The organism is uncultured Halopseudomonas sp. (assembly GCF_963977355.1).
In the GTDB taxonomy this organism is placed as follows: domain Bacteria; phylum Pseudomonadota; class Gammaproteobacteria; order Pseudomonadales; family Pseudomonadaceae; genus Halopseudomonas.
The window spans coordinates 13,950-27,579 of sequence record NZ_CAXBOV010000011.1; the positions used below are offsets into that span (position 1 = coordinate 13,950).

Annotated in this window: 14 protein-coding genes; 6 read left to right on the forward strand and 8 right to left on the reverse strand. The window is 57.5% G+C overall.

Annotated elements, in window-relative coordinates; genetic code table 11:
- The first annotated feature begins 90 nt into the window (after positions 1-90).
- The 3 genes from AAC076_RS07465 (at position 91) to AAC076_RS07475 (ending at position 4,096) form a co-directional block, all read left to right on the forward strand.
- Entirely contained in the window at positions 91-1,422 is a 1,332-nt protein-coding gene (locus AAC076_RS07465; RefSeq protein ID WP_339844054.1) for a YjgN family protein, read from the forward strand.
- Positions 1,422-2,570, forward strand: a complete 1,149-nt coding sequence (locus AAC076_RS07470; RefSeq protein ID WP_339844056.1) for a M48 family metallopeptidase — start codon at positions 1,422-1,424, stop codon at positions 2,568-2,570. The genes AAC076_RS07465 and AAC076_RS07470 overlap by 1 nt, the downstream gene beginning before the upstream one ends.
- 239 nt (positions 2,571-2,809) lie before the next feature.
- The gene (locus AAC076_RS07475) at positions 2,810-4,096 is read left to right on the forward strand and encodes an MFS transporter (RefSeq protein WP_339844057.1); all 1,287 of its coding nucleotides are present in this window, start codon (positions 2,810-2,812) and stop codon (positions 4,094-4,096) included.
- A 109-nt stretch (positions 4,097-4,205) separates the two neighbouring features.
- On the opposite strand, the gene AAC076_RS07480 is transcribed toward AAC076_RS07475, so the two are convergent.
- Positions 4,206-4,769 (reverse strand): DUF3010 family protein, encoded by a 564-nt coding sequence (locus AAC076_RS07480; protein ID WP_339844058.1) that lies wholly within the window; start codon positions 4,767-4,769, stop codon positions 4,206-4,208.
- 184 nt (positions 4,770-4,953) lie between these two features.
- Here AAC076_RS07480 and AAC076_RS07485 point away from each other — a divergent pair, with 184 nt between their 5' ends.
- The 3 genes from AAC076_RS07485 (at position 4,954) to gloA (ending at position 7,429) form a co-directional block, all read left to right on the forward strand.
- Positions 4,954-5,883 (forward strand): hypothetical protein, encoded by a 930-nt coding sequence (locus tag AAC076_RS07485; RefSeq protein WP_339844059.1) that lies wholly within the window; start codon positions 4,954-4,956, stop codon positions 5,881-5,883.
- A gap of 108 nt (positions 5,884-5,991) precedes the next feature.
- A complete protein-coding gene (locus tag AAC076_RS07490; protein WP_339844060.1) occupies positions 5,992-6,852 on the forward strand; it encodes a crotonase/enoyl-CoA hydratase family protein in 861 nt (286 codons plus the stop codon).
- A gap of 34 nt (positions 6,853-6,886) precedes the next feature.
- A complete protein-coding gene (gene gloA, locus AAC076_RS07495) occupies positions 6,887-7,429 on the forward strand; it encodes a lactoylglutathione lyase (RefSeq protein WP_339844061.1) in 543 nt (180 codons plus the stop codon).
- Positions 7,430-7,514: 85 nt separating this feature from the next.
- Here the strand turns inward: gloA and AAC076_RS07500 are convergent, their stop codons facing one another.
- The 7 genes from AAC076_RS07500 to AAC076_RS07530 all read right to left on the reverse strand — a co-directional run bounded on the left by AAC076_RS07500 (position 7,515) and on the right by AAC076_RS07530 (position 13,503).
- Positions 7,515-7,943 carry a thioesterase family protein gene (locus tag AAC076_RS07500; protein ID WP_339844063.1) on the reverse strand — a complete coding sequence of 143 codons (429 nt, stop codon included), beginning with the start codon at positions 7,941-7,943 and terminating at the stop codon, positions 7,515-7,517.
- A 273-nt stretch (positions 7,944-8,216) separates the two neighbouring features.
- Positions 8,217-9,377, reverse strand: a complete 1,161-nt coding sequence (locus AAC076_RS07505) for an iron-containing alcohol dehydrogenase (protein ID WP_339844064.1) — start codon at positions 9,375-9,377, stop codon at positions 8,217-8,219.
- 131 nt (positions 9,378-9,508) lie between these two features.
- Positions 9,509-10,627 carry a radical SAM family heme chaperone HemW gene (hemW, locus tag AAC076_RS07510; protein WP_339844227.1) on the reverse strand — a complete coding sequence of 373 codons (1,119 nt, stop codon included), beginning with the start codon at positions 10,625-10,627 and terminating at the stop codon, positions 9,509-9,511.
- A gap of 89 nt (positions 10,628-10,716) precedes the next feature.
- Entirely contained in the window at positions 10,717-11,325 is a 609-nt protein-coding gene (rdgB, locus tag AAC076_RS07515) for an RdgB/HAM1 family non-canonical purine NTP pyrophosphatase (protein WP_339844066.1), read from the reverse strand.
- Positions 11,318-11,758, reverse strand: a complete 441-nt coding sequence (locus AAC076_RS07520) for a DUF4426 domain-containing protein (protein ID WP_339844068.1) — start codon at positions 11,756-11,758, stop codon at positions 11,318-11,320. The genes rdgB and AAC076_RS07520 overlap by 8 nt, the downstream gene beginning before the upstream one ends.
- 9 nt (positions 11,759-11,767) lie before the next feature.
- The gene (gene metW / locus AAC076_RS07525; RefSeq protein WP_339844229.1) at positions 11,768-12,358 is read right to left on the reverse strand and encodes a methionine biosynthesis protein MetW; all 591 of its coding nucleotides are present in this window, start codon (positions 12,356-12,358) and stop codon (positions 11,768-11,770) included.
- Positions 12,359-12,363: 5 nt separating this feature from the next.
- Positions 12,364-13,503 carry a homoserine O-acetyltransferase gene (locus AAC076_RS07530; RefSeq protein ID WP_339844070.1) on the reverse strand — a complete coding sequence of 380 codons (1,140 nt, stop codon included), beginning with the start codon at positions 13,501-13,503 and terminating at the stop codon, positions 12,364-12,366.
- Between the last annotated feature and the right edge of the window lie 127 nt (positions 13,504-13,630).

Sequence of the window (13,630 nt, forward strand, 5' to 3'; positions counted from 1 at the left end):
TAGGCCGATATCCTTTCACCGTCGGGACCGGAGCGACGAGCGCAGGTCAGTTGTAAAGGAATGCAGATAATAATTAAAAAGGGAAATGAGATGAGTGACTCAGCTATAGAAAACAATTTTCAGGTGGTGTATCACGGCGTCTTGCCTGGTTTCAGCCATACGGATGTTCGCTCGGCGCTGGCCAAGCTGTTCAGGACCACCGAAGAGAAAGCCGACAAAATTCTTGCCAGCAACCGCGCCATCATTAAAGCCGGTATCGATCAGACCCTGGGCGAGAAGTATCTGCAGAAGCTGTCCAGCATTGGCATTGATGCCCAGTTAAAGCCTGAGCCTGCCCTTGTCGCTTCAACTTCAGCCTACGAGGCCCCCGTCGCGCCAGTTACCGCAACTGGCGGCGGCGCAGAGCGGATTTCGTCCAATGCCGGTGCTGCAACAAAATTCAAGACCGAAGAACACGTGCCTTTTATCTTTACCGGTAATGGTTTTGAGTATTTCAAGATCTGGATCGTCAATATCCTGCTGTCCGTCATTACCCTGGGTATTTATTCCGCCTGGGCCAAGGTGCGCAACAAGCAGTACTTCTACGGCAATACTCTGCTGGATGGCGCCAGCTTTTCCTATACGGCCAATCCGGTCCAGATTCTGATCGGCCGCATCATCGCCTTTGTCTTCTTTGTTGTTTACGCCGTGGCCGGGGAGCTGAGTGTTGTCGCAGGTATGGTTATGGGTGGGTTGTTAATCATTGTGCTGCCCTGGGTAATCTGCAAGTCCCTGCGTTTTAACGCCCACTACACTCAGTATCGCAACGTGCCTTTTGTCTTCCGTGGTCGCCTGGGTCAGGCTGCCATGGCGTTTCTGCTCTGGCCGCTTCTCGGCGTTCTCACGCTGGGTATTCTCATGCCCTATGCCTTTTACCAGCAGCAGAAATTCATCTATGGCAACCACAGTTACGGCACGGCAGAGTTTGATTTCCGGGCCACCGTGGGTGCTTATTACGGCATTTTCCTGCTCATCCTCGGCATTTTTGTGGTTGGCGGTATTGCCGCATTTGTAGCGGGTATGGTGCTACCGCTTCTGGCTTTCCCCGTGATTGCAGCGATGTATCTGGTGGTTTTCGCTTATTTTGTCGTCGCCACCAGCAATCTCAATTACAACAATATTCATGTGCGCGAGCACCGCTTTCAGGCCGGTTGGAAGGTACAGTCCTATCTGTGGCTGATGCTTACCAACACGCTGGGCATCCTCGTCACCCTGGGCTTTTTCCTTCCCTGGGCTCGGGTGCGCACGGCCCGCTACAAGGCCAAACATACCAGCGTTCACGCGGTGGGTGATCTGGACAGCTTTGCCGCTGCCGAACGGGAAGCGGTGGGCCCGGTGGGTGAGGGCGTGGGCGATCTGTTTGATATAGAGGTTGGCTTCTAGTGAGCTCTGCGACTCAGTCGATAGCAGGTAGCTGGTTCATGGCGGGTCAGGCTCGCCGTGAACCTGCTGAACTGACAGTCGATGCCTTGGGTATTGCGCGCATTGCCGCGCAGGGAGAGGGCCGCGAGCTGGCGCAGGCTGAAGCCGCCGAGCTGGATATCAGCGCGCGGTTGGGGCAAACGCCCAGGTTTGTGCGTCTACCCTGTGGCGGTGTGCTGGAGACCGGCGACAATGATGCAGTGGATGCCTTGCAGCGTCAGTGGCAGCCCAGCAGGTTTCGGGGCTGGGTCCACACGCTGGAAAGCCATCTGCCCTTTGTGCTTGTCACCGCAGCGCTGGTTCTGGTTCTTGCCTGGGCGAGCATTTTTTACGGCTTGCCAGCTGCCGCCGAGCGCATGGCCCACGCCCTGCCAGCGGAAACGCTCAACACCATTTCCACAGAAACCCTGACACTGATGGACAGGCTGACTCTGAGTCCCAGCGAGCTCTCCGCCGCAAAGCAGGCTGAGCTGCAAGCCGACTTTGCCCCGGTACTGGCCAGCTATCCGCAATTGCCGCTCAAGGTCCTGTTTCGCAAAGGCGGCGAGCGCATAGGAGCCAACGCCTTCGCGCTGCCCGACGGCACCATGATCTTTACCGATGAAATCGTCGCGCTGGCAGAGCGCAATGAGGAATTGGTCGCGGTTTTAGCCCACGAGATCGGTCACATTCATCACCGCCACAGCTTGCGCGCGATGATTCAGAACAGCGTGATCGGTATTGCCTATGTGATGCTGGTGGGCGACGCGTCAGCCGTGGGTGACCTCTTTGTCGGCTTGCCCGTAGTGGCGGCAACCCTGGCCTATTCCCGCGAGCATGAACTGGAAGCGGACCGCTTTGCCGTTGGCTACCTCGACCGGGAGGGGATTGATCGTCGGGCGTTTGTGGATATTTTGCAGCGGATGGACGATACCGCTCAATGCAGCGAATTGCTCAGTGAGGAGGATGATATTGTTGTCGAAGAGCTGTCCGAGAGTGAGCGGGTGGCTCTGTGTGAGGAGTTGATAGCTGAGCAGGATGAGGCTGGAGACAGCAGCTGGAGCAATTACTTGTCCACCCACCCGGCTATGCAGGAGCGGTTGGAACGGTTTGTTGGATATCCACGATAAATGAAGACCCTAGAAAACAGGGTCACATGCAAATAAATCACGGCAATGATCGGTAGTGGTTTTCCTTCGAATGAATTTTCGCCTCGATCACCGCCGTCTTCGCCACAGGGCAAGCCTCGTATTCCTGAAACACCAATAAGTTGCACCTGCTTATCGCAGTCTCTTCATATAGCGATCCACGCCGTGCTAGGTTAGCCAAAGAACCGAGCGCCATAACTGGACCCGAGAAGGGGCATTGTATGAACAAGGTGATTTCCGGGGTCTGGCCTCTACTGCTTGGCATCTTTTTGATCATGCTGGGCAACGGCATGCATTTTACCCTGATGGGACTGCGTGGTGGGATTGAGGAGTTTTCGGCGGCAGAGCTGGCGATTGTTACCTCGGGCTACTTTATTGGCTTCCTGTCTGGCGCCCGACTCACGCCATTGATGATCCGACGGGTGGGGCATGTTCGCGTTTTTGCAGCCTTGGGCAGTTTCATGTCGGCGGGACTGATCGCCTTTCCTCTGCTGGCGGAACCCTGGGCCTGGACGCTGCTGCGGATACTGATAGGTTTCTGCATGTCGGGTATCTACGTCGCTGCCGAAAGTTGGCTGAATGACGCCGCCACCAATGAGTCACGCGGAACCGTGCTCTCCACCTACATGATCGCGCAGACCTTAGGCATTATCGGTGCCCAGGGGCTTCTGACGCTGGGTGATGCAGGGACCTCGGTATTGTTCATCGGAGCCTCGATTCTGGTTTCGATCTCCTTTGCTCCAATCCTGCTCTCTGTCGCTCCGGCTCCGGTGGTCACGGTCGCGCGGCCGATGGGCTTGCTCAAGCTGTTTTCCAGCTCCCCGCTTGGCACCGTTGGAATCTTTCTGCTGGGCAGCGTCTATGCGACCCAGGCCGGCATGGGGGCCGTCTTCGGCTCCCAGATCGGTTTGACAGCGGGGCAAATCGCGCTGTTCGTAGCCATGTTGTTTGCCGGGGCACTGGCTATGCAGTACCCCATTGGCTGGCTTTCAGACAAGATGGACCGGCGCAGGCTGATCTTTGGAGCTTCCTGCGCCGGCGCCGTTGCTTCTTTAATGGGATGGATTGCTGGAGACGGTCTGTGGTCGCTGATGGCGATAGCTTTCTTCGCCGGCGGCGTAACAACACCGCTCTATGCCTTGTTCCTGGCCCACACAAACGATTTTCTATCTGTGGAGGATATGCCTGCTGCATCTGGAGGGCTGATTTTCACCTTTGGGCTTGGCGCCATTGCCGGTCCGCTGGTGACCGGCTGGGCAATGGAGGTTTTTGGCCCGTACGCGTTCTGGCCCGTGCTCGGTCTGACTTTTGCCAGCATCGCCCTTTATGCCCTCTACCGCATGAAACAGCGTTCGTCTGTGCCCGTTGAACAGACCGAGCGCTACATTGGCGTTCTGCCAACGGCCTCTCCAGTGGCGGTGGAAGCCGCGGGCGTCTGGGCTGCGGAGCATGCTGAGGCCGAGCGCGAGGCCGAGGCTGAGTTTAAGGGCGATGAACAAACCAGGTAACGCGCCCATCGATGCATTATGCGCGCGATTTTTAAAACAATAGTTATTCGGCGCCAGGTAAGCAGGGTCAGATAAGCATCCAGTAGTCTGACCCGCTACTTAAAAGCGCTTATTGATCCTTGGCCGCGAACTTGTCCTTCATCAAATACGCATAGGCCGTATTGAAAGCAGCTTCCTGAAAGGCCTTCAGGTCTGTGTCCGCGTATGAGATCTGGATTGGATTGCGCTTCAGCGAGTCTTTGATATCTGTTGTGGACATGACGGTCACGTTCAGGTCGGTGATCAGCTCTATAGCTGCCTCCAGCTTGAAGCCGACCGCGCCACCAGCAAACTTGCCCTTCATTGGGCGCTGGCGGATCACCACCCGGTCGATCTTGTAATCGTTCATCAGCTTGGCAAACGTCTGCTGAAAATAGCGTAGTTCCTGCGTGCTGTTGATGTCCTTCAAGGTCAGCTTTCGCGTGCGAAAATCCGGCAGCTCAAATAGCTCATCTGTTAGCGACAGCAGGCACACATGTACATCATTACTGTTGATATCGACGCCGCACACTCTCATGGAATTACCCCTTCTACTTGAATGGGCGCAGTGTAGCGCAAACTTTGGGTTGATCTGTCGATTCGGGGATTTGAGGCGGCTATGAAGATACTGGCTGCAAGCCGTTAAAATGGTCATATCAGCCAATCATTCCTGTCTATCGACGTAAATATACCGCTAGCGAACCTTCGCCATCACCTAAGATAGGGTCGCAAAATAAAAAATGAGCCAAGCATGAAACTGGACTGCCCGTGGCAAGTGGCGCAATACAGCCTGGCTCGCATGAGTAGCGTCAAGCCTTGACTCTGGATAAAGGATTTCCATGACATACCGAATTGTTCCGACCCTCGCGCTACTCATAATGCTGGCAGCCTGTGCAGGTAGCCCTTCAGGACAGTCCGGCAATAGCGATTCCAAACTGCCACCAAACGACCCGCAGGTTTACAATTTCTACGAGGCAATGGGTCTGCTTTATCCGCTGCAAAGAGCGGTGGCTTACACCATGTTTGATGCAGCTGAGGCTAACCCGGCGCAGAAGCCGCTCTATTACTGCATGATAGGAAAAGCGACTTCCGAGCGGATTATTGCGCAGATTGCGCCAAGCGTTCGCAGCGTATTTACGGACGCGGAAATGGAACGAGCGATCATGTTTTTCTATTCCCCTGCAGGGCAGAAATATCGACCAGGCCAGTCCGATCTGGCGGCGAATCTTACCGCTGCCGAATACAAGGTCACGCTGGCCTTCAAGCGCGACTTTGACGCCAAGTTCGAGGCTCTCTATCAGCCTGAGCTCTCCCGCAAGATGAATGCCGCAATCAAGCCGATCTGGGACGTCGCCTTCGATGAGTGCGCCGCCGAGAATCCGCAGAGCCTGGTCAAAGTCCCTCTCACATCGGTGCAACCAGAGCATGTTTGCGAAAAGGTTGAAGTGCCGTTCGGTGATGTGTTGATTGATCTCAACAAAGAGGGGATCGGTTTGATTATTGCGAAGGAAGAGAGCGGCGAGTTTCTGATCAAGCGGGTTGTGCCTGGAGGGCCTGCCCACAGAACCCACGCAGTCTCGGTAGATGACGAAATAGTCGCCCTGTCACCCAACGCAGACGGCGTCTTCCTCGATGCTGAAAGCTTTTCCCTACCCGATTTGATAAGACAACTGAGAGGTTGCCCCGGGGCGCCAGTAGCATTGCGGATGAAAAGAGGCGATGAGTTTTACGATATCGAGGTGCGACGAGAGCGAGTTGCGGCGCAATAGTCAATCATCCACCTCGACAATACCCCCACATACGCCTTCGTAACACAACTGGTGATGGTGACCGGTCAGTTCTACACTGGCGGCATATGATTAACAGGGAGTACCCGCATGTCTTATGAAACACTCGATTACCAGGTCAAGGACGGTATTCTTACGCTGACGCTCAACCGCCCAGACCGCATGAATGCGTTCAACGGTGCGATGTGCCGCGAGCTGATCGCGGCATTCGATGCGGCCGATGCCGATGATGAAGTACGCGTGATTGTTATGACCGGAGCGGGCAAGGCGTTTTGTGCTGGCGCGGATCTGGAGAAGGGCGGTGATACCTTCAACCGTCACAAGCGCCAGAGCGAGCCTGAGGGCGATACGCTGCGCGATGGAGGCGGTACGGTTTCCCTGCGTATTTACGAGTGCACCAAGCCGGTGATCGGTGCGTTCAACGGCGCGGCAGTGGGCGTGGGTGTAACCATGACCTTGCCAATGGATATTCGCATGGCGTCGACCAAGGCGAAGTTCGGCTTTGTGTTTGCCCGCCGTGGTATCACCATGGAGGCCTGCTCCAGCTGGTTCCTGCCGCGCCTGGTCGGCCCGATGCAGGCGGCCGAGTGGGTTTATACCGGCCGTGTATTAAGTGCTGAAGAGGCGCTCAAGGGTGGTCTGGTGCGCAGCCTGCATGAACCGGATGAGTTGTTGCCAGCCGCCTATGCGCTGGCCAAGGAAATTGCCGACAATACCTCCGGCATGTCCAACGCGCTGAACCGCCAGTTGCTGTGGCGCATGATGGGCGCCGACCATCCGATGGAAGCGCACAAGGTCGACTCGCGGGCGATAGCCTTCATGGGCGAATCACCTGATGCTCAGGAGGGCGTACAATCCTTCCTCGAGAAGCGTCCGCCGCAGTTCAAACTGAGCCCGAGCAAGGACCGCCCCCCATTCTACCCCTGGTGGGACGAGCGCCCCTTCAAGTAAGGCTGCGCTCACCCCAGGTACAGAGGAGTCCATCATGAGCCGTCACTTTGAATCCGCCGCCGGTCTGTGCGAGAACCGCGATGCTGCGACCGAAGGCTTTGTGTTCAACCAGACCATGCTGCGTATCAAATCTCCCGAGGCCACTCTGGATTTCTATACGCGCATCATGGGCATGACGTTGGTCAAGAAGCTGGATTTCGAGCAGATGAAGTTCAGTCTGTACTTTCTGGCTGCGATCGACAGCAAGGATCTGGGGTTGTGGTCGGATGATCCGAAGGAACGGCTGGTGCAGACGTTTGGTCGCCCGGCGATGCTCGAGCTGACCCATAACTGGGGTACAGAGAACGATGCCGACTTTGCCTACCACAACGGTAACGACGAGCCGAAGGGCTTTGGCCATATCGGCTTTGCAGTGCCGAATCTGGAGGCAGCCTGCGAGCGCTTTGAGGAGCTGGGAGTGAGTTTCGTCAAGCGGCCGCAGGACGGCAAGATGAACAATATTGCCTTTATCCGCGATCCGGACGGTTACTGGATCGAGCTGTTCACGCCGGGTGACTTGCGTGGTGCGTTCGGATGAAGTCTCGGCTTACAGCTGGACGGTTCAGAAAATCATACCGCGCCTGATGGAGCGGTATTTTTTTGCTCTGGACCTAGACCTAGACCTAGACCTTTAGCCGCTCAAGTGCGGCTTTCGGGCCTGCCGGAATAGCGCAGGAGCTGTTGCTCTCGCGCTCGACGAATACGTGTACAAAACGGCCAGCCGCGCAGGCGGCTTCCGTGCCTTCCTTGAACACCGCCAGTTCATAGTGCACTGAGCTGTTGCCCAGCTTGGCGACGCGTACGCCGATCTCGATCGCATCAGGAAAGGCGATTGGGGCGAAGTAGTCGCAGCCGGAGCTAACGACGAAGGCTACCTGCTCCCCATTGTGTATATCCAGCCCACCCTGTTCGATTAGCCAGCTGTTTACTGCGCTGTCGAAGTAGTTGTAATACACCACGTTGTTCACATGACCGTACACGTCGTTGTCGTGCCAGCGGGTCGTGATGGGGTGCAGGTAGGGGTAGTCATTGCGTGTGGGTTTGGTGCTCATGTCAAAGTGTTCTCTCGGGAAATTCGGTTCTACCAATGCCGCCGTGACCTATGGGTGACTTTGGATTCCGTACCTGCTGCCTTGAGCGACACCCTCCGTAGACACGCCGTGAACCCGTCCTTGGGGGCTCCCTATGCCCATCCGACCGCCATGGACGGCGGAAGTGTCGAAAATGCAGGAGCAATTTTCGACCCTGGGCATAGAGGGTCTACTGCGGATGTCGCTCAAGTCAGCTCAGGCATCGGAGTGGCCTGCAGGTAGAAATCTTTAAGTTCAATAGGCCTTGCGATAGATCGCCAGTGCGTCAGCTTCGGTCAGTTCGCGCGGGTTGTTGACCAGCAGCCGCTGCTGCAGCATGGCGTCCTTGGCCAGCTGCGGCAGCATGTCTTCCGGCACGCCGGCATCGCGCAGGCGCGTGGGCAGGTTGGAACGTGGGCTCAGGGCAGACAGTTCGGCGACCAGTTGCTCAGTGAGACTGGCAGCGTCACCAGCTTTCAGATCCTTGACCAACAGTGGCGCCAGCTCGGCGTACAGGTCTTCGGCAGCCGAGGCGTTAAACTCGATGACGGCGGGCAGTACCAGGGCGTTGGACAGACCATGGGGAATATGGAAATGGCCGCCCAGCGGGTAAGCGAGGGCGTGTACCGCCGCGACCGGGGCGTTGGCAAATGCCTGGCCGGCCAGCAGGGCGCCGAGCAACATGCCCTGGCGTGCTTCGCGGTTGCTGCCGTTATGCACGGCTTCATCCAGGTTGGCGGCCAGCAGGCGCAGGGCCTCACGGGCGAGCATGTCCGACAGCGGGTTTTTCTTGACCTTGCTGGTGTACGCCTCGATGGCGTGCACCATGGCATCGATGCCTGTCGCGGCTGTCACTGCCGGAGGCAGACCGACAGTCAGGTCGGCATCGAGCAGAGCCATGTCGGGCAGCAGAATGGGGGACACAACACCCATCTTGGTGGTTTCGCCGGTGGTGATGATCGAGATCTGGGTGACTTCCGAGCCGGTACCGGCAGTGGTCGGCACCTGGATCAGCGGCAGGCGCTGGCCCTTGGCATTGCCCACGCCATAAATGTCGGAAAGCTGCTGGCTGCAATTGGGATGCGCCAGGAACGCGACCAGCTTGGCCACGTCCATGGAGCTGCCGCCACCAAAGCCGATGACCAGATCGGCCTTCATCGCACGGCCCTGTTCCACGGCGGCCATGACGACGGATTCCGGCGGATCGGCCTGCACTTCATCGAAGATTTCATAGGCAACGCCGGCCTTGGCAAAGCCGGGTGTGATGCTGTCGAGCATGCCCAGTTTGGTGATGCCAGGATCGGTGACGATCATCACGCGGCTGGCGCCGCGCTCCTTGCAGAGCTCGGCCAGGCGAACGGCCGAACCGGATTCACAGAGGATTTGGGCAGTGGTGGCAAACAGAAAGGGAGACATGGGTACCTCGGTTAATGAGACAGTTCGGAATACTGTATGGGCGCGAGCGAAAAGCTGCAAGTTTCAAAGAGTAAGCGGTAAGCCACAAGCGGGCAGGCAGTTGCAGGGAACACTCGTTTTTAAAGCTTTCTTTAAAGGAACATCTCGAGCAGGTCGTTCAGAAATAGTCGCCCGCGTTCTGTGGGGCGCAGCTGTTCCTGCCAGGGCTCAAGGAGTCCGCGGTCAACCGCACGGTCCAGCAGCGCTGCGATGCTGGTCAATGATTGGCCGGTGCGGGCATGGTAGAAGGCCGCGGGCACACCGTCGCCCAGGCGCAGGGCGTTCATCAGAAAGTCGAAGGGCAGGTCGGTTGGCTCGAGAATCTTGTCGCCGGCGCGAAAGGGTTTGGCCGGATCGAGGTAATCGCGTGGCAGCCGGGTTTTCCAGTTACGTTCTACCCGGCCATCAGCATAGGTCCTCTTGCCGTGGGCGCCGGCACCGATGCCGATAAAATCGCCGTATTGCCAGTAGTTCAGGTTATGCCGTGCCTGGCGCCCTGGCTGTGCATATGCCGATATTTCGTATTGCACCAGCCCGGCCTCGGCCAGCCGTTGCTGTCCTTCCTCCTGGATGGACCAGAGAATATCTTCCACGGGCAGGGTCGGTGGTTTGTTATAGAACACCGTATTGGGCTCCAGCGTAAGCTGGTACCAGGAGAGGTGTTCCGGGTTGAGTGCGATGGCTTGGTCGATGTCTGCCAGGGCCTGTTCCACGGACTGACCAGGCAGGCCGTGCATCAGATCCAGATTCAGATTGTCAAAACCGGCGCGGCGGGCCATTTCGACTGCGCCAAGTGCTTCGCGGTCGTCATGTATACGGCCCAATGCCTTGAGGTGTTCAGGGTTGAAGCTCTGAATGCCGATCGAAAGCCGATTGATGCCAGCGCTGCGATAGTCCGCGAACTTGGCCTGCTCGAAAGTGCCGGGGTTGGCTTCCAGAGTGATTTCTATGTCGTCGGCGAAATGCAGACGGGAGGCCATGCTATCGAGTATTCGGCCCAGGCTGGCTGCGGAAAACAGACTTGGCGTACCGCCCCCGAAAAAAATAGAGCGCAGTTCACGCCCACCGGTAGCGGGCAGATCCTCATCCAGATCCGCAATCAGGGCATCCACATAGGCCTGTTCGGGCAGGCCCTCATCGCTGACGTGGGAATTGAAGTCGCAATAGGGGCATTTGCGCACGCACCAGGGAATATGAACATAGGCGGACAGGGGGGGAAGCGCGAAGCCGGGGGTTGAAGGCTGGAGCTGGTCCGCTGTGGTGTCTGCATCGGGCTTAGGGCTTTCAGTCTTCAGCTGACTCACACCAGTCCCAAACGCTTGCGCAGATCGGCCATCGCTTGTGCCCTGTGACTGAGGCGGTTCTTGTCGGCGGGGCTTAGCTCGGCACTGGCGCAGCTCATTTCGGGAACCCAGAACAACGGGTCGTAACCGAAGCCCTGGCTGCCCTGTGGTTCATGGAGTATCCGGCCGTGCCAGATGCCCTCGCAGATAATCGGCGTGGGGTCCTCGGCGTGCAGCATGAGTACCAGGACCGAGATGAAACGCGCGCTGCGCTGGTCGTCGGGTATCCCTTGCAAGGCTTGCAGTAGCTTGGCGTTATTTGCAGAATCACCGCCGCCCGCATAGCGCGCAGAATAAATACCCGGCGCACCACCCAGGGCATCCACGGCAAGGCCCGAGTCATCGGCTAGCGACGGAAGCCCAGAGGCTTTGGCAGCGTGTCTTGCCTTGAGAATCGCATTCTCGACAAAGGTAAGTCCGGTCTCTTCGACTTCCTGCTCAACGAAGCGGCTTTGCGGTATGACTTCTACTGCGTTGCCCAGCATGGCCTGCAGTTCGGCCAGCTTGCCGGCGTTACCGCTGGCAAGCACCAGTTGGCTAAAGGATGGCCTGGAAGCTTCACTCATCCGGAAAGAATTCCTTCTGGAAGTTCAGCGTATGAACCGGGCCGCCTTCCTCGGGTTGTATGTTGACTTCAAAGCGCAGAATCGAACGTGTTGGCGCGCCATAATTGGCGACAAAATACAGGGCATCCTCTTCCTGTACCCGGATGAAGTTCAGGGGCGTTTGCTGCTCGATCAGTGTCTTTACCGTACCGGTGACGCGTGCGTCGACGGGCACCGGGCCATCTGCTGTTTGACGTTGCACGGCAATATTCAGCACGCCCTTGTCGGGAGCGCGTTCGAGGCCAACGTTGGCGGCGACTTCCGGTGCTACATAGCTACTGTTAAACGGGCTGAAGTAGACAATCAGATCACCAAAGCGTTTGGGGCTCTGATCCTGGGCCAAAGCCAGGGGGGCGACGGCCAGCATGAGGATGCAAATCAGGTTGCGTAGCATGGTGTTCTCCTATCGGGTTACCCGGTAGATGGCAATTTCACCCAACAGGTTTGGCCAAAGCCCACTCAGTCGCGTGCTCCGGTGGGCATGGTCCACGACCAGCCGGTCAAGAATGCGAATCGAGCGCTCCCGGCACAGATCCTCAAAGTCCTGAAACGTGCAGAAGTGGATATTGGGTGTGTTGTACCAAGTATAGGGCATGAACTCCGACACAGGCATGCGGCCCTTGGTACCGAGATATAACCGGCAGCGCCAGTGGGCGAAATTCGGGAAGGTGAGAATCGCCTCGCGGCCGATGCGTAGCATCTCTTCCAGCACCTGATCAGGGTAGTGAACGGCCTGCAGCGCCTGGGTCATCAATACGCTATCGAAGGTGTTGTCGCCGAAATTGCTCAGGCCGGTATCCAGGTTCTGTTCGATCACGTTGACGCCACGTTTGATGCAGGCGTTGATCTTGTCGGGATCGATTTCCAGACCATAGCCGGTCACCTTGCGGTGGTCGGACAGATAGCGCAACAGCTCGCCATCACCGCAGCCCAGATCCAGCAGTCTGCTGCCGGGCTTGATCCATTCCTGAATAATTTCCAGATCCGCGCGCATAGTCATCAGGCCACCTCGATCTGGGTCATATAGGCCTTGAAGGCCTGGACATAACGGGGAATCGGCAGCAGGAAGGCGTCGTGGCCCTGTGCTGCTTCTATTTCCAGATAACTGACTTGCTTGCCCGCAGCGAACAAGGCGTCGACCAGCTCCCGCGAACGTGCCGGAGAAAAGCGCCAGTCAGTGGTAAATGACATCACCATGCACCTGGCCTTGATGGCTTCAAGGCTGTTGGCCAGGTTCCCGCCGTGGGCTCCGGCGGGGTCAAAGTAATCCAGTGCCTTGGTCATCAACAGGTAGGTATTGGCGTCGAAGCGCTCGGAAAATTCCTGGCCCTGATAGCGCAGATAGCTTTCTACCTGGAACTCGACACTGGTGAAGTCGTAGTTGAGCACGTCGGTACGCAGCTCACGGCCGAATTTCTCACCCATCGAATCATCCGACAGGTAGGTGATGTGCCCGACCATGCGGGCCAGCATCAGTCCGCGCTTGGGGATGACGCCGAAGGCTGCGTAGTCGCCGTTGTGGAAATCCGGATCATTGATGATCGCCTGGCGCGCCACCTCGTTGAAGGCGATATTCTGTGCGGAAAGTTTCGGGGCTGTGGCAATGGCCAGACAGTGGCGGATGCGGTCAGGGTAACTGATAGCCCATTGCAGAGCCTGCATGCCGCCCAGGCTACCACCCACTACAGCGGCCCAGCACTCGATACCCAGCCGGTCAGCAAGCAGTGCCTGACTGTTAACCCAATCCTCGACGGTGAGAACCGGGAAGTGTGCGCCGTAGGATTTGCCGGTGGCTGGGTCAATGCTTGAAGGGCCAGTTGAGCCGTGGCACCCGCCCAGGTTGTTCAGGCTGACAACAAAGAAGCGGTTGGTATCGATAGCCTTGCCGGGCCCGATACAGGCGTCCCACCAGCCGGGCTTGCGTTCGTCTTCGCTATGAAAACCGGCTGCGTGATGGTGCCCGGACAGCGCATGGCAGATCAGCACGGCGTTGCTGCGATTGGCGTTCAACTCCCCATAGGTTTCGTATACCAGCTCGAACTGGTTCAGCGCCTTGCCGCAGGCCAGTTGCAATGGCTCGGAAAACGCCTGGCGCTGTGGTGTCACCAGACCGACAGAATCGGCGGGGAATCTGGACATGGATATGCTGTTCCTGTGTGGTTAGGCGATAGCCCGATGCGGGCTCGCCAACAGACGAGGCGCCAGTCTAAAGAGCGCCGTGGCCCGACGCAATATCTGCTCTGCAGCCCGACAACCATGGCTTACA